Source organism: Atopococcus tabaci DSM 17538 (genome assembly GCF_000429585.1).
Lineage (GTDB): Bacteria > Bacillota > Bacilli > Lactobacillales > Carnobacteriaceae_A > Atopococcus > Atopococcus tabaci.
This window is the reverse complement of record NZ_AUCD01000004.1, coordinates 1-16,521: the sequence shown is the minus strand read 5'-3', so window position 1 is coordinate 16,521 and position 16,521 is coordinate 1. Positions and strand designations below refer to the sequence as shown.

27 protein-coding genes are annotated in these 16,521 nt (G+C 44.4%); 23 read left to right on the top strand and 4 right to left on the bottom strand.

Annotated elements, in window-relative coordinates; all coding sequences use genetic code 11:
* The first annotated feature begins 1 nt into the window (after position 1).
* The 23 genes from rplX (at position 2) to rpsI (ending at position 13,339) form a co-directional block, all read left to right on the top strand.
* Positions 2 to 307, top strand: coding sequence for a 50S ribosomal protein L24 (gene rplX / locus G470_RS0101625; RefSeq protein ID WP_028273307.1), 306 nt, complete (start codon positions 2 to 4; stop codon positions 305 to 307).
* 33 nt (positions 308 to 340) lie between these two features.
* Positions 341 to 880, top strand: a complete 540-nt coding sequence (rplE, locus tag G470_RS0101620) for a 50S ribosomal protein L5 (RefSeq protein WP_028273306.1) — start codon at positions 341 to 343, stop codon at positions 878 to 880.
* Positions 881 to 900: 20 nt separating this feature from the next.
* A complete protein-coding gene (locus G470_RS0101615; protein WP_028273305.1) occupies positions 901 to 1,086 on the top strand; it encodes a type Z 30S ribosomal protein S14 in 186 nt (61 codons plus the stop codon).
* A 36-nt stretch (positions 1,087 to 1,122) separates the two neighbouring features.
* Positions 1,123 to 1,521, top strand: a complete 399-nt coding sequence (gene rpsH / locus G470_RS0101610) for a 30S ribosomal protein S8 (RefSeq protein ID WP_028273304.1) — start codon at positions 1,123 to 1,125, stop codon at positions 1,519 to 1,521.
* Between the two features lie 33 nt (positions 1,522 to 1,554).
* Positions 1,555 to 2,091 (top strand): 50S ribosomal protein L6, encoded by a 537-nt coding sequence (gene rplF / locus G470_RS0101605; RefSeq protein WP_028273303.1) that lies wholly within the window; start codon positions 1,555 to 1,557, stop codon positions 2,089 to 2,091.
* Positions 2,092 to 2,127: 36 nt separating this feature from the next.
* Positions 2,128 to 2,493 (top strand): 50S ribosomal protein L18, encoded by a 366-nt coding sequence (gene rplR / locus G470_RS0101600; RefSeq protein WP_035444858.1) that lies wholly within the window; start codon positions 2,128 to 2,130, stop codon positions 2,491 to 2,493.
* 20 nt (positions 2,494 to 2,513) lie between these two features.
* Positions 2,514 to 3,014 (top strand): 30S ribosomal protein S5, encoded by a 501-nt coding sequence (rpsE, locus tag G470_RS0101595; protein ID WP_028273301.1) that lies wholly within the window; start codon positions 2,514 to 2,516, stop codon positions 3,012 to 3,014.
* Between the two features lie 13 nt (positions 3,015 to 3,027).
* Entirely contained in the window at positions 3,028 to 3,207 is a 180-nt protein-coding gene (gene rpmD, locus G470_RS0101590; RefSeq protein ID WP_028273300.1) for a 50S ribosomal protein L30, read from the top strand.
* A gap of 43 nt (positions 3,208 to 3,250) precedes the next feature.
* Positions 3,251 to 3,691: a 50S ribosomal protein L15 gene (gene rplO, locus G470_RS0101585; RefSeq protein ID WP_028273299.1), complete on the top strand. Its 441-nt coding sequence runs from the start codon at positions 3,251 to 3,253 to the stop codon at positions 3,689 to 3,691.
* The gene (secY, locus tag G470_RS0101580; protein ID WP_028273298.1) at positions 3,691 to 4,983 is read left to right on the top strand and encodes a preprotein translocase subunit SecY; all 1,293 of its coding nucleotides are present in this window, start codon (positions 3,691 to 3,693) and stop codon (positions 4,981 to 4,983) included. The genes rplO and secY overlap by 1 nt, the downstream gene beginning before the upstream one ends.
* 65 nt (positions 4,984 to 5,048) lie before the next feature.
* Complete coding sequence (locus tag G470_RS0101575; RefSeq protein WP_028273297.1) at positions 5,049 to 5,708, top strand: adenylate kinase; 660 nt, start codon at positions 5,049 to 5,051, stop codon at positions 5,706 to 5,708.
* Positions 5,709 to 5,924: 216 nt separating this feature from the next.
* The gene (gene infA, locus G470_RS0101570) at positions 5,925 to 6,143 is read left to right on the top strand and encodes a translation initiation factor IF-1 (protein ID WP_028273296.1); all 219 of its coding nucleotides are present in this window, start codon (positions 5,925 to 5,927) and stop codon (positions 6,141 to 6,143) included.
* A gap of 48 nt (positions 6,144 to 6,191) precedes the next feature.
* Positions 6,192 to 6,305 (top strand): 50S ribosomal protein L36, encoded by a 114-nt coding sequence (gene rpmJ / locus G470_RS0101565; RefSeq protein WP_028273295.1) that lies wholly within the window; start codon positions 6,192 to 6,194, stop codon positions 6,303 to 6,305.
* A 33-nt stretch (positions 6,306 to 6,338) separates the two neighbouring features.
* Positions 6,339 to 6,704 carry a 30S ribosomal protein S13 gene (rpsM, locus tag G470_RS0101560; protein WP_028273294.1) on the top strand — a complete coding sequence of 122 codons (366 nt, stop codon included), beginning with the start codon at positions 6,339 to 6,341 and terminating at the stop codon, positions 6,702 to 6,704.
* A gap of 31 nt (positions 6,705 to 6,735) precedes the next feature.
* Complete coding sequence (gene rpsK, locus G470_RS0101555; RefSeq protein ID WP_028273293.1) at positions 6,736 to 7,128, top strand: 30S ribosomal protein S11; 393 nt, start codon at positions 6,736 to 6,738, stop codon at positions 7,126 to 7,128.
* A gap of 75 nt (positions 7,129 to 7,203) precedes the next feature.
* Positions 7,204 to 8,148: a DNA-directed RNA polymerase subunit alpha gene (locus G470_RS0101550; protein ID WP_028273292.1), complete on the top strand. Its 945-nt coding sequence runs from the start codon at positions 7,204 to 7,206 to the stop codon at positions 8,146 to 8,148.
* Between the two features lie 25 nt (positions 8,149 to 8,173).
* Complete coding sequence (gene rplQ, locus G470_RS0101545) at positions 8,174 to 8,581, top strand: 50S ribosomal protein L17 (protein WP_028273291.1); 408 nt, start codon at positions 8,174 to 8,176, stop codon at positions 8,579 to 8,581.
* Between the two features lie 443 nt (positions 8,582 to 9,024).
* A complete protein-coding gene (locus G470_RS0101540; protein ID WP_028273290.1) occupies positions 9,025 to 9,864 on the top strand; it encodes an energy-coupling factor ABC transporter ATP-binding protein in 840 nt (279 codons plus the stop codon).
* Positions 9,840 to 10,715, top strand: coding sequence for an energy-coupling factor ABC transporter ATP-binding protein (locus tag G470_RS0101535; protein ID WP_028273289.1), 876 nt, complete (start codon positions 9,840 to 9,842; stop codon positions 10,713 to 10,715). The genes G470_RS0101540 and G470_RS0101535 overlap by 25 nt, the downstream gene beginning before the upstream one ends.
* Complete coding sequence (locus G470_RS0101530) at positions 10,712 to 11,509, top strand: energy-coupling factor transporter transmembrane component T family protein (protein WP_028273288.1); 798 nt, start codon at positions 10,712 to 10,714, stop codon at positions 11,507 to 11,509. Before G470_RS0101535 ends, G470_RS0101530 begins: the two co-directional genes overlap by 4 nt.
* 74 nt (positions 11,510 to 11,583) lie before the next feature.
* Positions 11,584 to 12,366 (top strand): tRNA pseudouridine(38-40) synthase TruA, encoded by a 783-nt coding sequence (gene truA / locus G470_RS0101525; RefSeq protein ID WP_028273287.1) that lies wholly within the window; start codon positions 11,584 to 11,586, stop codon positions 12,364 to 12,366.
* 123 nt (positions 12,367 to 12,489) lie between these two features.
* Positions 12,490 to 12,933, top strand: coding sequence for a 50S ribosomal protein L13 (gene rplM / locus G470_RS0101520; RefSeq protein WP_028273286.1), 444 nt, complete (start codon positions 12,490 to 12,492; stop codon positions 12,931 to 12,933).
* A 13-nt stretch (positions 12,934 to 12,946) separates the two neighbouring features.
* The gene (gene rpsI, locus G470_RS0101515; protein WP_028273285.1) at positions 12,947 to 13,339 is read left to right on the top strand and encodes a 30S ribosomal protein S9; all 393 of its coding nucleotides are present in this window, start codon (positions 12,947 to 12,949) and stop codon (positions 13,337 to 13,339) included.
* A 68-nt stretch (positions 13,340 to 13,407) separates the two neighbouring features.
* On the opposite strand, the gene G470_RS0101510 is transcribed toward rpsI, so the two are convergent.
* The 4 genes from G470_RS0101510 to G470_RS0101495 all read right to left on the bottom strand — a co-directional run bounded on the left by G470_RS0101510 (position 13,408) and on the right by G470_RS0101495 (position 16,421).
* On the bottom strand, positions 13,408 to 14,448 hold the full coding sequence (locus tag G470_RS0101510) for a tyrosine-type recombinase/integrase (RefSeq protein WP_028273284.1): 1,041 nt from the start codon (positions 14,446 to 14,448) through the stop codon (positions 13,408 to 13,410).
* A gap of 94 nt (positions 14,449 to 14,542) precedes the next feature.
* Positions 14,543 to 14,740: a MerR family transcriptional regulator gene (locus G470_RS0101505; protein WP_028273283.1), complete on the bottom strand. Its 198-nt coding sequence runs from the start codon at positions 14,738 to 14,740 to the stop codon at positions 14,543 to 14,545.
* Positions 14,741 to 14,773: 33 nt separating this feature from the next.
* Complete coding sequence (locus G470_RS0101500) at positions 14,774 to 14,968, bottom strand: hypothetical protein (RefSeq protein ID WP_028273282.1); 195 nt, start codon at positions 14,966 to 14,968, stop codon at positions 14,774 to 14,776.
* Between the two features lie 280 nt (positions 14,969 to 15,248).
* The gene (locus G470_RS0101495; protein ID WP_028273281.1) at positions 15,249 to 16,421 is read right to left on the bottom strand and encodes an IS256 family transposase; all 1,173 of its coding nucleotides are present in this window, start codon (positions 16,419 to 16,421) and stop codon (positions 15,249 to 15,251) included.
* Positions 16,422 to 16,521: the final 100 nt, after the last annotated feature.

Genomic DNA, 16,521 nt, shown 5'->3' with positions numbered 1-16,521 from the left:
GATGTTTATCAAATCAGGCGACAAAGTTAAAGTTATGGCCGGTAAAGATAAGGGCAAAGAAGGTACCGTCTTGAAAGCTATGCCTAAAAAAGACCGTGTCATCGTTGAAGGTGTCAACATCATCAAGAAACACAACAAACCGAGTGCAATGAGCCCACAAGGCGGCATTGAAGAAAAAGAAGCACCGATCCACGTTTCTAATGTAATGTTGATCGATCCTTCTACTGGGGAACCAACCAGAGTCGGTTTCCGTATCGAAGACGGCAAAAAAGTACGTTATTCCAAAAAATCTGGTGAAACCATTTAATCATAGTGTAAGCAGAGAGGAGGCCATTCATTCATGAGTCGCATGAAAGAAAAATATGTAAACGAAGTACGTCCTGCATTAGTAGAAAGATTCGGATACTCATCCGTAATGCAAGCTCCTAAAGTTGAAAAGATTGTTATCAACATGGGAGTGGGCGACGCCGTATCTAACGCAAAAAACCTTGACAAAGCTGTTGAAGAATTGACTTTGATCGCTGGTCAAAAACCTGTTGTGACCAAAGCTAAAAAATCTATCGCTGGATTCCGCCTGCGTGAAGGTATGCCAATCGGCACCAAAGTAACTTTACGTGGTGAGCGTATGTACGATTTCTTGGACAAATTGGTTACTGTTGCTCTTCCACGTGTACGTGACTTCCGAGGCGTAAGCAAAAATGCTTTCGACGGACGCGGCAACTACACGTTGGGTGTAAGAGAACAATTGATTTTCCCAGAAATTGACTACGACATGGTGGATAAAGTCCGCGGAATGGATATCGTTATCGTAACGACTGCTGATTCTGACGAAGAAGCACGTGAATTGCTAGGTCAATTAGGAATGCCATTCCAAAAATAACACAAGGAGGGTACTAAAAAATGGCTAAGAAATCAATGATTGAGAAAAACCATAAACCAGCCAAGTTCTCCACTCAAGAATATACCCGTTGTGAACGTTGCGGACGCCCACGTTCGGTATACAAAAAATTCAAACTTTGCCGCATCTGCATCCGCGAGCTTGCATACAAAGGCCAAATTCCTGGTTTGAGAAAAGCAAGCTGGTAATCGAAAAATCATAGTGCATAAAGGAGGCTACTACGAATGGTCATGACAGATCCTATCGCAGATTTCTTGACTCGTGTACGTAACGCTAACTCAGCGCGTCACACGTCAGTTGAGATCCCTGCTTCTAAAGTAAAAAGAGATATGGCCGAAATCCTTAAAAACGAAGGATTCGTCAAGAATGTTGAGTTTGTCGAAGACGACAAACAAGGGATTATCCGTATTTTCTTGAAATATGGACCAAACAACGAACGCGTCATCACTGGGTTGAAGCGTATCTCCAAACCAGGTCTACGCGTGTATGCGAAAGCAGACGAAATGCCTAGAGTTTTGAACGGTTTGGGAATTGCAATCGTCTCTACATCAGAAGGCGTTGTAACAGATAAAACTGCTAGAGCCAAACGTATCGGTGGAGAAGTCCTCGCTTACGTCTGGTAATGAACGAAACGAGAAATAAGGAGGTGCCTTACTGTGAGCCGTATCGGAAATAAAGTTATCGTGATTCCTGAAGGTGTGACTGTCACACAAAACGGAGAAGAAGTAACAGTTAAAGGGCCAAAAGGCGAATTGACTCGCACAATCAGCCCAGCTATCACAATGAATATCGAAGACAACGTAATTACATTTACTCGTCCAGATGATTCCAAACAAAACAAAACCATCCATGGTACAACACGCGCAAACGTGAACAACATGGTTGAAGGTGTAACTAACGGATTCCAAAAAACTTTGGAATTGAATGGTGTTGGATACCGTGCACAATTGCAAGGCAAAAAGTTGGTATTGAACGTTGGTCTTTCTCACCCAGTTGAATTCGAACCTGGAGAAGACGTAACTGTAGAAGTACCATCTGCAAACCGCGTAATTGTCAAAGGACACAACAAAGAATCAGTCGGCGCATTGGCTGCTCAAATCCGCGCAGTTCGTCCGCCAGAGCCATACAAAGGCAAAGGTATTCGCTACGAAGACGAATATGTACGCCGCAAAGAAGGTAAAACAGGGAAATAATTTTCGCCTGACTGCCTGATATCTTAAAGTAAAGAGGTGACAATTGTGATTACAAAACCAGATAAAAACAAATTGCGTCAAAAAAGACACAAACGTATCCGTAAAAATCTTTCTGGTACTGCAGAGCGCCCACGTTTGAACGTATTCCGTTCCAACAAAAACATCTACGCTCAATTGATTGATGATGTAGCGGGTGTAACGCTTGCAAGTGCCTCAACACTGGACAGCGATGTCTCAGGCGAATCTAAAGTAGAACAAGCGGCTGCAGTTGGTCGTTTGGTCGCTGAAAGAGCAAAAGGAAAAAATATCACAACAGTGGTCTTTGACCGTGGTGGCTACCAGTACCATGGACGAGTAAAAGCTTTGGCAGAAGCAGCTCGTGAAAACGGCCTTGATTTCTAAAAAAAGGAGGATAACCTTACATGACTACATTCGATCCGTCTAAATTAGAATTGGAAGATCGCGTCGTTGAGATCAACCGTGTTTCTAAAGTTGTTAAAGGTGGACGTCGTATCCGCTTTTCAGCTTTAGTCGTAGTCGGTGACAAAAACGGACATGTTGGTTTTGGTACTGGGAAAGCTCAAGAAGTACCAGAAGCAATCCGTAAAGCGATCGAAGCAGCAAGAAAAAATCTTGTAGAAGTTCCATTGGATGGAACTACATTGCCACATGATGCAATCGGCGTTCATGGCGGTGGAAGAGTTATCTTGAAACCGGCTGTAGCTGGTTCTGGAGTTTCCGCTGGTGGACCTGTCCGTGCCGTCATGGAATTGGCAGGCGTACAAGACGTAACAACTAAATCTATCGGATCCAGCTCCCCAATCAACATGGTGCGTGCAACGATCGATGGAATCACAAAAATGAAACGCGCAGAAGACGTAGCAAAACTACGCGGTATTTCTGTTGAAGATCTACTTGGATAAGGAGGACCAATAAATGGCACAGTTAGAAATCACTTTAAAACGCAGCTTGATTGGTCGTACTCAAAATCAGCGTGATACTGTTAAATCTTTGGGATTGACTAAAATCAACTCCAAATCAGTTAAACCTGATAACCAAGCAATCAGAGGCATGATCAACACAGTCGCGCACTTAGTTGAATTCAAAGAAATATAATTTTTAAGAACAGATAGACTATCTGAAGGAGGTGCCTAGTTTTATGAAACTTCATGAATTGAAACCTGCAGAAGGATCTCGTAAACGTCGCAACCGCGTAGGACGCGGAAGTTCTTCCGGTAACGGAAAAACTTCTGGACGTGGACACAAAGGTCAAAAAGCACGTTCTGGTGGTGGCACACGTCTAGGTTTCGAGGGTGGACAAACTCCATTGTTCCAAACTCTTCCAAAACGTGGATTCACTAACATCAACCGCAAAGAGTATGCCATCGTCAACTTGAAGACATTGAACCGTTTTGAAGAAGGTACAGAAGTAACACCTGCTTTGCTCGTTGAAACTGGCGTCATTAAAGACGAAAAAGCCGGCATCAAAGTGTTGGGCAATGGTTCCATTGACCGCAAATTGACTGTCAAAGCGAATAAGTTTTCAAACGCAGCAAAAGAAGCGATTGAGGCTGCTGGTGGAACTATCGAGGTGATCTAATGATCCGTCTGTTGAAGGACGCTTTCAAGGAGAAAGACATCAGAAACAGGATTTTGTACACGCTCGGAATCTTGATCGTTTTCCGCGCCGGGACACACATCACTGTGCCCGGGGTGGATGCCAGCGCCTTGAACGAACTATCTCAAACGGGTCTGTTCAACCTATTGGATACGTTCGGCGGGGGAGCGTTAAGTAGTTATTCGATCTTTGCGCTCGGTGTCTCGCCTTACATTACTTCCTCGATTGTTGTCCAGCTCCTTCAAATGGACATCATTCCCAAATTTAAAGAATGGTCTGAACAAGGAGAAGTCGGACGCCGGAAGCTAAACCAAGCCACTCGTTATTTGACGATTGTCTTGGCTTTTGTCCAAGCGTTAGGTATTTCTTTTGGGTTTAATGCATTGACAGGCCTCGGCCTTGTCGGCAACCCAGGAACATTCACGTACTTGTCCATTGCGTTGATTTTGACTGCCGGTACCATGCTCGTCATGTGGCTGGGAGAACAAATCACGGTGAATGGATTCGGGAATGGTACTTCGTTGATTATCTTTTCGGGAATCATCGCACGTGTGCCCGAAGATTTGTACAATTACTACAATGTGCAAATCCGGAATGCAGGAGATGAACTGACAGAAGCGATTCTGTTCAGCGTCTTCTTGGTCATCGTCATGATTGCGTTGATTGTTTTGGTGGTCTTCATGGAGAGCGCCAGACGCAACATCCCGATTCAATACACCAAACGAGTAGCCGGATCCAAACAAAGTGCGGTATTGCCATTGAAAGTCAACTCTGCGGGCGTGATTCCGGTCATCTTCGCAAGTTCCTTCTTGATGACACCGCAAATCATTTTGGGTTATTTTGCACAAGGCAATGCGAATGCAACTTGGTATCAAATTTTGAATTCCATTTTCAATCTGCAAGAACCGGCTGGTGCCGTCTTATACACGGTACTGATTGTTGTCTTTACCTATTTCTACGCATTTATCCAAGTGAATCCAGAGAAAGCGGCCGAAAACTTGCAAAAGCAAGGCGGCTATATTCCAAGTGTCCGCCCTGGGAAACCAACGGAAGATTACTTGGGACGCATGCTGATTCGTTTGAGTACGGTAGGTGCTATGTATCTTGGTTTGATTGCTCTGCTTCCGATCATTGCTTCTGGATTATGGAACTTGCCATCATCCGTCGCCTTGGGAGGAACAAGTCTTTTGATCGTCGTCGGAGTCGCTTTAGACTCTGTCCGCGAGTTGGAAGGTTTGTTGAGCAAGAGAAGTTACCAAGGCTTTATTCAATAAGAAAGCAGTGTTGGGGATTTTCCTCAGCATCTGCGTTCTTGCCATAATAAAGAGGAGGAACAAACATGAATCTCATTTTATTGGGATTGCCGGGAGCTGGAAAAGGAACCCAAGCGACTCGCATCGTAGACACATATGGCATTCCACATATTTCGACTGGAGATATGTTCCGTGCTGCCATGAAAAACGAAACGCCACTTGGACTTGAAGCCAAGTCTTTCATGGATAAAGGAGAATTGGTTCCAGATGACGTCACCAACGGCATCGTCAAAGAACGTCTCCAAGAATCCGATACAGTTAAAGGCTTTTTGTTGGACGGGTACCCTCGGACATTGAACCAAGCGGAAGCATTGGAAAGCAATTTGCAAAACTTGAACAAATCCTTGGACGCCGTTTTGTACATCGAAGTGCCGAAAGACATTTTGATGGAACGGTTGACAGGTCGATTCATTTGCTCCAACTGCGGAGCCACATACCACAAAACAGCAAATCCACCAAAAGTGGAAGGCGAGTGTGATCGTTGCGGGAGTCATGACTTCTACCAACGTGACGACGACAAACCGGAAACGGTGGAAAATAGAATCCGAGCGAATGACGAACTGACTCAAGCATTGTTGAATTTCTATAAAGAACGTGGACTGGTTCACACCATCAATGGTCAAGAAGAACCAGACGAAGTCTTTGCGAAAATCAAAACCATCCTCGATTCACAAGCCAACAGCTGATCGTTCTCCTTTCTGCATGTTCTTTCCAAAAAGATGATGAGAAAACTTGCAAATGCAAGGGATTTGTGATAAGATATTTCGAGCACTGTCAATGAGAGAAATTATCACTAGAACCCGATCATTAATTAAGAAGACATATGAATTTGATAAGTGAGGGCCATGTGCGCTCACACTTTATCACGTACAAAATAAGCAGCACAAAGGAGGAGACCTAGGTTGGCTAAAGATGATGTAATTGAAATCGAAGGAACGGTTTTGGAGACTTTGCCAAATGCCATGTTCAAAGTCGAACTGGAAAATGGTCACGAAATCCTGGCGCATGTTTCCGGTAAAATCCGTATGAACTATATCCGTATTTTGCCAGGAGATAAAGTGACAGTTGAAATGTCACCATATGACTTGTCTCGTGGTCGCATCACATATCGTTTCAAATAATTCGAAGACACATTAATGACTCCGTATTTTTGATAAGGAGGAGAACTCATGAAAGTAAGACCATCAGTTAAAAAAATGTGTGACAAATGCAAAATCATCCGTCGTAACGGCCGTGTGATGGTCATTTGTCAAAACCCTAAACACAAACAACGTCAAGGGTAAGCAGAACAACCAACCTATAGGAGGTGCCAAATTATGGCTCGTATAGCAGGAGTAGATATTCCACGTGACAAACACATTGTCATTTCATTGACTTATATCTATGGAATCGGCAAAACGACTGCACAACAAGTTCTTAAAGAAGCAGGCGTAGATGAAAACATCCGCGTACGCGACTTGACGAACGACCAGTTGGATGCAGTACGTTCAGCAGTTGACAAACTAAAAGTTGAAGGGGATCTTCGTCGTGAAGTGAACCAAAACATCAAGCGTTTGATGGACATCGGTTCTTACCGTGGAATCCGTCACCGTCGTGGTTTGCCTGTTCGTGGACAAAACACTAAAAACAACGCTCGTACCCGTAAAGGTCGCGCAATCGCAATCGCTGGTAAGAAAAAATAATCGATAATAAAGAGCAAGGAGGTAAACCTTCATGGCAAAAAGAGGTACTCGTACTCGTAAACGTCGTGTGAAAAAGAATATTGAGCATGGTGTTGCACACATTCGTTCCACATTCAACAACACCATCGTAATGATCACAGACCCACAAGGAAATGCAGTTTCTTGGTCTTCTGCTGGATCTTTGGGATTCAAAGGATCTCGTAAAGCGACTCCATTTGCAGCTCAAATGGCAGCTGAAACAGCAGCAAAAGGCGGAATGGAAAACGGCATGAAATCTGTAGATGTTACTGTTAAAGGACCAGGTTCCGGACGTGAAGCAGCAATCCGCGCGCTACAAGCAGCTGGATTGGACGTTACTGCTATTCGTGACGTAACTCCTGTTCCACACAATGGATGCCGTCCTCCAAAACGCCGCCGTGTTTAATGAGAGGCATTCCATTTCTGCAGGCGCACAATGCCGCACTTGGATTGAACGTTTTGAAAGGGGTCAAATGACAGGATGATCGAGATTGAAAAACCGGTAATTGATACAGTTGAGATCAGTGAAGATGCCAAGTATGGCAAGTTTGTTGTCGAACCGCTTGAGCGAGGTTATGGGACCACGTTGGGGAATTCCCTCCGCCGTATCCTTTTGTCATCCCTTCCGGGCGCAGCCGTCACAAGCATTCAAATTGATGGCGTCTTACATGAATTCACTGCAATTGATGGCGTCGTTGAAGACGTAGCAGCAATTATTTTGAACATCAAGAAACTGGCACTGAAAATTTATTCGGACGAAGAAAAAACCATCGAAATCGATGTTGAAGGTCCTGGAGTGGTTACAGCTTCCGACATCATCTTCGATAGCGATGTTGAAATCATGAATCCGGATCTATATATTTGTACCGTTTCTGAAGGCGGTCATTTCCATGCTCGTATGACTGCTGGAAAAGGCAGAGGATATGTCAAAGCTGAGCACAACAAGCATGATGATATGCCTATTGGTGTTTTGCCGGTTGATTCGATTTATACCCCAGTCAGCCGTGTAAACTACAACGTCGAAAACACGCGTGTCGGTGAGCGGAATCTATATGACAAGCTGACTCTTGATATTTGGACAGACGGGTCGATTTCTCCTGAAGAAGCGATCAGTTTATCTGCCAAAATTATGACAGAGTACTTGAGTGTCTTCGTCAACTTAACTGAAGAAGCCCGTGAGGCCGAAATCATGGTTGAAAAAGAAGAAACACAAAAAGAAAAAATGCTTGAGATGACCATCGAAGAATTGGATCTATCTGTACGTTCGTACAACTGCTTGAAACGTGCTGGAATCAACACGGTTCAAGAATTGACGAACAAGACGGAAGCCGAAATGATGAAAGTGCGGAACTTAGGCCGCAAATCTTTAGAAGAAGTAAAACTAAAACTGGCAGAACTCGACTTGGAGTTACGCCAAGAAGACTGATACGAAACAAAGGAGGATTACTACAATGGGTTACCGTAAATTGGGACGCAAAAGCGCTCAGCGTAAAGCTATGTTGCGTGACTTGACGTCTGATTTGATCATCAACGAACGCATTGTAACGACAGAAGCCCGTGCCAAAGAAGTTAGCTCTATCGCTGATAAAATGGTGACACTAGGCAAGCGCGGAGATTTGCATGCGCGTCGTCAAGCCGCTGCTTTTGTTCGTAACGAAATTGCTGACATTCAAGAATCGGATGACGAAGTTGTTGTAAAAAATGTCTTGCAAAAATTGTTCGATGAGATTGCACCACGCTTTGCTAACCGCAACGGTGGTTACACTCGCGTGTTGAAGACTGAACCACGCCGCGGAGACGCTGCTCCAATGGCAATCTTGGAATTCGTTGAAGGACCAACTGCTTCAGAAGAAGCGTAACTCTTTCAACAAATTTCTAAGCTTTATAACAGAATAATCACTACACGATTCACTTATTGGATGTATGACAGAGTGTTACGATGATGGAAGGAACTGATTTTTCCAAGTCTAGCTCTAACTTCTCCTGGAAGCTTCTCGCTTCCGGGGGAGGTCCATTCATCATTAAGTGATTTTTTTTATACACAAAACTGGACGGCGGACGCGTGAATTTGTAGAAATCCGTAGAAGTGTGTTCGAAACTTGGATCGGCTTCTGCAAAGAGTGGGAATATTCGCAGAAGCCGGTCTTTCCATTGAATGGACTTGTACGGATTATCAAGTGCTCTGGACGGGGGCAGTATCCAGGGTCCAGCGGTTTCGCGCTGCGTTCTGATGTTGTTCTTTTCGGGTTTTTTTGGTAGTCTTAAAATGATTGTAATTTTTGAAGGACTAGAGGAATAGTGAATGGATAAAATAATTTCAGTGAATAACGTGACGTTCCGTTACGCGGAAGACAGCGCTCGTCCTGCTTTGGACGGGGTTTCTTTGTCCATCGAACCCGGAGAGTGGGTTGCCATCATCGGACCGAACGGCTCAGGGAAATCGACTTTGGCTAAAACGATCAATGGGTTGATTGAACCGGACAGCGGAGAAGTCACCGTGGGCGGGCTTCTTTTGAATGAAGAGAACGTTTGGGACATCCGTAAAATGGTCGGGATGGTCTTCCAGAACCCGGACAACCAATTTGTCGGCTCCACCGTTCAAGACGACGTCGCGTTCGGTATGGAGAACTTGGGTATCCCAAGAGACGAAATGGTGACGCGCGTTCATGACGCATTGGAAAAAGTGAATATGTTGCCGTTTGCGGATAGGGAACCGGCACGCCTTTCCGGAGGTCAGAAGCAACGGGTGGCGATTGCAGGCATCATTGCGCTCCGTCCAGACATCATCATTTTGGATGAAGCGACGAGCATGCTTGACCCGCAAGGAAGAGCGGAAGTGCTTCAAACAGTGAAAGAAGTCAAGGAACGGGAAAACCTCTCCGTCCTATCCATCACACACGATATCGACGAAGCGGCAGAAGCCAATCGGGTGTTGATGATGAGTGCGGGGAAATTGGTTCAAGAAGGAACCCCGGAAGAAATTTTCTCCTATGGGGACCGCTTAATTGAATTGGGGCTGGATTTGCCGTTTCCGGAACGGTTGAAAGCTTCCTTGAGAAAAGAAGGCATTGATGTACCGGAGACGTATTTGACGGAAGAAGGGCTGGTGGAATGGTTATGGACATTGTCTTCGACAAAGTAGGATACACGTACCAAAAGGGGACGCCATTCCAAAGCCGCGCCTTGTACGACATTGATTTGATGATCAAAGAAGGCAGCTACACGGCCATCGTCGGACACACAGGAAGCGGAAAGTCCACCCTGCTGCAGCACTTGAATGCGCTGCGGAAACCGACGGAAGGCACAGTGACCATCGGCGACCGGGTGATTACGTCCGAAACCGAAAACAAAAACCTCAAAGGATTGCGGAAAAAAGTGGGGATTGTGTTCCAGTTCCCTGAGTCCCAATTGTTTGATGAAACGGTCGCGAAAGACATCGCGTTTGGTCCGAAAAACTTCGGCGCCTCTGAAGAAGAAGGACGGGAAATTGCGGAACGCATGCTGCCGCTGGTCGGTCTGGATGAATCGTTTTTGGAAACCTCTCCGTTTGACCTTTCAGGCGGACAGATGCGGCGTGTCGCCATCGCAGGCGTATTGGCCATGAAACCGGACGTGTTGGTCCTCGATGAACCGACGGCCGGTCTCGATCCAAAAGGCCGCAGAGAGATCATGGACATGTTCTACCGCCTCCACAAAGAACAGGGGCTGACCATTGTCCTGGTGACGCACCAGATGGACGATGTGGCGTATTACGCCGACCATATGATTGTCTTGGAGAAAGGGACCGTCATGAAAGAAGGCGACCCACGCGAGATTTTCCGCGATGCCGACTGGTTGAAAAGCAAGCAGTTGGGTGTTCCTTCTGCAGTGGAGTTTGCCAACCAGATTCAAAAGCAGTTCGGCTGGTCGTTTTCGACTTTGCCGTTGACCACAGATGAACTGGCACGCGAAATGAAGCCATTCCTTTTGCAAAAGGAGGCTGAGCGTCAATGATGGACAAATTGATTTTCGGACGGTACATACCGGGAGATTCCTTTGTGCACCGTCTCGATCCACGTGCCAAACTGTTGGGCGCCATCTTTTACATTGTCATCATCTTTTTAGCCAATAACTGGGCGACCTATGCGGTATTGGCGCTGTTCGCTTTCACGGCCATCTATCTTTCAGGCATCAACCGGCGTTTCTTTTTCAACGGAATCAGGCCGTTAATTTGGCTGATCTTGTTTACGGTTGTCCTGCAAGTGCTCTTCACGAGCGGAGAGACAGTTTACCTCTCCTTGGGGCCGATTGTGATTTCGCAGGAAGGCATCATCAACGGAATCTTTATCTTTGTCCGGTTTGTGTTGATTATCTTCATGTCGACGCTGCTGACGCTGACGACGATGCCGTTGTCGCTGACGGATGCGATTGAGTACCTGCTGCGGCCGTTCAAACTGGTGAAGCTGCCGGTACATGAAATTGCTTTGATGTTGTCGATTGCGTTGCGGTTTGTTCCGACGTTGATGGACGAAACGGAAAAAATCATGAATGCGCAGCGGGCAAGGGGAGTGGATTTCGGGGAAGGCAGTGTCTTCCAACAGATGAAAGCCATCGTTCCATTGCTGATTCCATTGTTTGTGAGTTCGTTCAACCGTGCTGAAGAGCTGGCGACGGCGATGGAAGCACGCGGATACCAAGGCGGCGAAGGTCGGAGCAAATACCGTGTGCTGCACTGGGGACGGAACGACACCCTCGTCATGGTGGCATTCGCCGTATTGGCGGCTGCGCTGTTCTTCCTGCGCACGTAACAACAAATCAATAAGAAAAGAGAAGAGCTGAACGTCATGTTCGGCTTTTCTTTCTGCTTTTAAGGATGGAAAATATGGAAACCACACGTTACAAATTCAGAATCAGTTACGACGGCACTCACTTTGCCGGCTTCCAAGTCCAACCCAACCAGCGGACGGTTCAAGGAGACATCGAAAAAGCGTTGAAGATGATCTCCAAAGGGCAGTCCATCCGGATTCACGGGGCGGGGCGGACCGATGCCGGGGTGCACGCATTGGGACAGGTGATTCATTTCGATTATCCGCAGCGTTTGCCGGCGGATGCGATGCAGCGGGCACTGAACACCCTCACAACGGACGAGATTGCGTTCTGGGAGCCTGAAATCGTCACGGAGGCCTTTCACTCGCAGTACTCGGCAAAGGCCAAGACGTATCAATATCGCGTGAATAACAGCAAGATTGAAAATCCCTTCACCCGCTTGTATGCCTTGCATCACCCGTACACCATGAAAATGGACCGCATCCAGAAGGCATTGAGCTATTTTGTGGGGGAGCATGACTTCACTAGCTTCTCGTCTACCCACTCCAATGCGGAAAGCAAAGTCCGGACCATCTATGAAGCGAGCTGCCGTTATGAAGAAGCGACAGAGGAGTTCATCTTCACATTCCGGGGAAATGGTTTTTTGTACAATCAAATCCGGGTGATGATGGGGACGCTTTTGCAGGTGGCGGACGGCCGGAGACCGGCAGAAGATATCCCCGACATTTTAGAGGCTAGATACCGCAAAAAGGCCGGTCCCACTGCGGCTTCCAGAGGGCTGTGTATGATGGAAGTTTTCTATGAAAATAATGAAGAACAAAATGTGAAAAATACTTAATTTTGTTTGACAAATCAAGCTTTTGGGGGTATTATGTTAGATGGTATTGTTTGCCACCACGATAAGCCCCGGAAACTTGTTGTGTAACAAACAAACAGATAAGATTAAATGGAGGAAAAAATCGTGCGTACAACTTATATGGCTAAACCAAGCGAAGTCGAACGCAAATGGTACGTTGTAGACGCAACTGACATCCCATTGGGACGTTTGTCTACTGTAGTGGCATCCATCTTGCGCGGAAAAAATAAACCAACTTACACACCACACATTGACACTGGTGATAACGTGATCGTTATCAACGCTGGACAAATCAAATTGACAGGAAACAAAGCAAGCGACAAACTTTACTCCCGTCACTCTGGTTACATCGGCGGATTGAAACAAACATCTGCTGGTACAATGCGTGCTCAAAAACCTGAACGATTGATTGAATTGTCAGTCAAAGGTATGCTTCCAAAAGGTCCTCTAGGCCGTGCTCAAGCGAAAAAATTGCACGTCTACGCTGGTCCTGAACACAAGCATCAAGCACAACAACCAGAAGTCCTAGACATTACTAACTTGATTTAAGGAGGGAAATCCATTGGCACAAGTACAATACTTCGGCACAGGACGCCGTAAAAACTCAACAGCCCGCGTAATTTTGACACCAGGTACTGGTAAAATTACTGTGAACGGCAAAGACATCACTGAATACATCCCATTTGAACACTTGCACGTTGTTATGAAGCAACCATTGGCAGCAACTGACACAGTTGACAGCTATGACGTTCGCGTAAACGTAAACGGCGGCGGATTCTCCGGACAAGCTGGAGCAGCTCGTCACGGAATCGCTCGCGCGTTGTTGCAAGTTGACCCAGCTTTCCGTGGACCTTTGAAAGCAGCTGGCCTCTTGACACGTGACCCACGTATGAAAGAGCGTAAGAAACCAGGTCTTAAAAAAGCGCGTAAAGCACCACAATTCTCAAAACGTTAATAGAAACATTGGTATATCAGTGTTTACAGAGCTTTTTTGGTTCAAGTTGGTTCAAATCAACTTGAACCTTATAAAGCACTTAACAGATTTAAAGCATCGGCATCTTGCTGATGCTTTTTTTCTGGCATTAATTCCAGATAATAATTCTGTGTGGTTTGAATATTAATGTGACCTAATCGCTTTGATACATAAGCAATATCTATGTCTTGAGAAAATAAAAATGATGCGTGAGTGTCTCTTAAACCGTGAAACGTTGTTTTCTTAATATCTAATTTCTTCAGTAACTCTGCTAATTGTTCCGACTGTTTAAAACCGCCAAAGCTGAAAATATAACCATTCTCTTTAACAGGAATTTTACGAATGAGTTCATATACCTCTTTGTTAATAGAAACATCACGTTTTGCATTTTGTGTTTTTAATGAAGTATCATCAGAAGTAGGACTAATCGAATGTCTAACCCTTATTCCGTATTCATAAATACTCTCTGGGCGTATTGCCAACAGTTCTCCACGTCGCATCCCCGTTTCTAATGCCAGTAATACAAGTAAATTAAACTCGTCTTCTGGATGCTGTAAAACGTAATTACGAAGCTTTCTAAAATCGGTGATAGATAATGCTTTATTACGTTTAGGTGGATTCTCTCCACGTGTTTTTACTAAACGAGCAAAATCATTTGCAATATAGCCACGAGCATATGCATCACGTAAAGATGTTTTAATTTTAAGAAGAACCTCATGTGTTGTTTTTCGTGAATGTGTCTTGGCATACTCATCAATCTTTTTCTGAACAACAATATCATTTAAATCTTTTAATTGGATATCTTGAAATAAATTTCTAATAACTCCTAAAGTACGAACATAATTTTGAAATGTCGTTTCTTTAACGTCATTAACCTTTACAAGATATATCCAATTTTCGAAGAAGTCCGCAAATGTTGTTGTTCTGTGAGCAAGTTCTTTTCCTTCTCCTTTCGCTAATTCCATTTCTAAAGCCCAAAGTTTTGCTTCCTTCTTAGTCGGAAATGTTTTAGTTAGTTTTTTATGTTCTCCATATTTGTACAAAGAAATTTGTGCTCGATATGACTTTCCTCTTTTTACAATACTAGCCATGCTATCAATCCCCTTCAAAAATAAAGTTGATAGATGCTAGTTGAATACATCTGTATTGTATTCTGAAACTAACATCTTATCAACTGTCGACATTTTAAACGGAGTGTTTTTCGATAAAGTGTATTAAAGACTTCATTGTGTAGCGTTCGCGCTTACCAATCATGAAACGATCTAGCTCTTCATGTGGCCGAATATATTTATCAAAAGACTTTGGGTCTATACCTAAAAAATCTGATGCTTGTTCCCTTGTTAAAAGATATGGATAATCCTTTGTAGCCATGTTTGTGCTCATGTGGCATCATCTCCTTTATGCTGAGATTTATTTTTAAAATTTATTTAGTTCTTTTAGTGCTTGTTCAGCATCATATTTGATTTGTCCTAAAATATCTTCTGGTGTATAGTTGCTATTTTGGTAATCAGAATGATTATCCGTTTTATTAATCGTTCCTTTACCGTCCCGGAAAAAATCTACTATTTCTACAATGTGTTGTATATGTTCTTTTAATTTCGGAAAACTCATTTAAATATCATCCTTCCCACGGTTTACCTTCTAATTGGTAAAGTGTCTTATATTTATTTAACCAAGATATATGGTCATCATTGGGTTCGAATTCTTCAGTCAAGTCCATAATTTTGTGTAAAAGAGTAGTCAATGTTTCTAACGCTTCTACTTACTGAATGGTAAGTAGTGAGGCTTGACAATGAGCTTCGGCATGCTAGTCTTGTGACAGGCTGGCCTCATCGGCCTGCACAGACTAAAAGGCATGCCGAAGGAGGCTCATTGTCAAGCCTTCACGGGTTTAGCGATCCATGGCGAGATATTTCCGATTACTGCCCACCCACTCATCATGCTGATCCATCAAGATAGCACCAATTAAGCGGTTAGCCGAAGCCTGATTGGGAAAAATGCCTATGACTTTTTCTCGCCGACGGATTTCGCTATTCAATCGTTCCAGAAGATTCGTGCTCTTCAGTCGATTGTAGCCTTGACCGGCTTCCGTATACTGAAAAGCATCTTCAAAGCCTGCGTCAAGTGTTTCGCAAGCTTCGGTATATTTCGTTTGATCGATGTATTCATCTACCAAAGCATTTTTCATTGTGCGGGCAAAATCAATATCTGTCAGTTTGAAGATGGCTTTCACTGCCTCCCGAAATTTTTTGGCATTTTTCTTGGGGGCTTTACTTAAAATGTTTCTTAGAAAGTGAACTTGACATCTTTGCCAGGAAACATAGGTAAAACTCTGGCGAACAGCCGCTACTAGCCCTTTATGGGCATCTGAAACAACTAGTTTTACACCTGTAAGGCCACGTTCCTTTAATGACTCGAAAAATGTTGACCAAGTGTCTTCGCTTTCCTCGCCTTGGATCATAAAGCCGATGATTTCTCGATAGCCGTCTTCGGTAATGCCAATAGCTATGTGGCAGCTTTTAGAAATGACACGGCGATTTTCACGAACTTTAATGTATAAGACATCTGTCAGAACGTAAGGGTACTCGGTCGTTGTAAGGGATCGATTCTGCCATTCTTGGACCATAGGGTCTAACTGTTCGGTAAGGCTGGACACGAAGGATTTAGAGACGGATTTTCCGCATAATTCTTCGACAATTTTGGAAACTTTACGAGTGGAAACACCGGAAACATACATCTCCAACATGGAAGCCAGCAGCGCCTTCTCATTCCGTTGGTAACGCTCGAACACCGAAGGTGAAAATCCGCCATCCCGTGTACGAGGAACTCGCAATTCCAGGGTGCCAACGCGTGTCGTATAGTCACGCTCGTAGTAGCCGTTTCGCTGACTGATCCGGCTGTCCGTTCGTTCGTATTCTTGAGCTTGTATGTATTCAGAACGCTGTTCTTCCATCAGCTGGTTGAAAATCGTCGTTAAAATATTTTTCGATACATCATCTTTCACCGAATGTTCAATTATACTTTGAACCTCTTCGACATTCAGTGTAAAATGTACTTGGGTCATATGAAGTCCTCCTAGGTATGTTTTTGTCGTTAAAAACATTGTACCGTAAAAGGACGATCATATGGCCTTTTATCTTTTACACAATTATATGGACTTTATC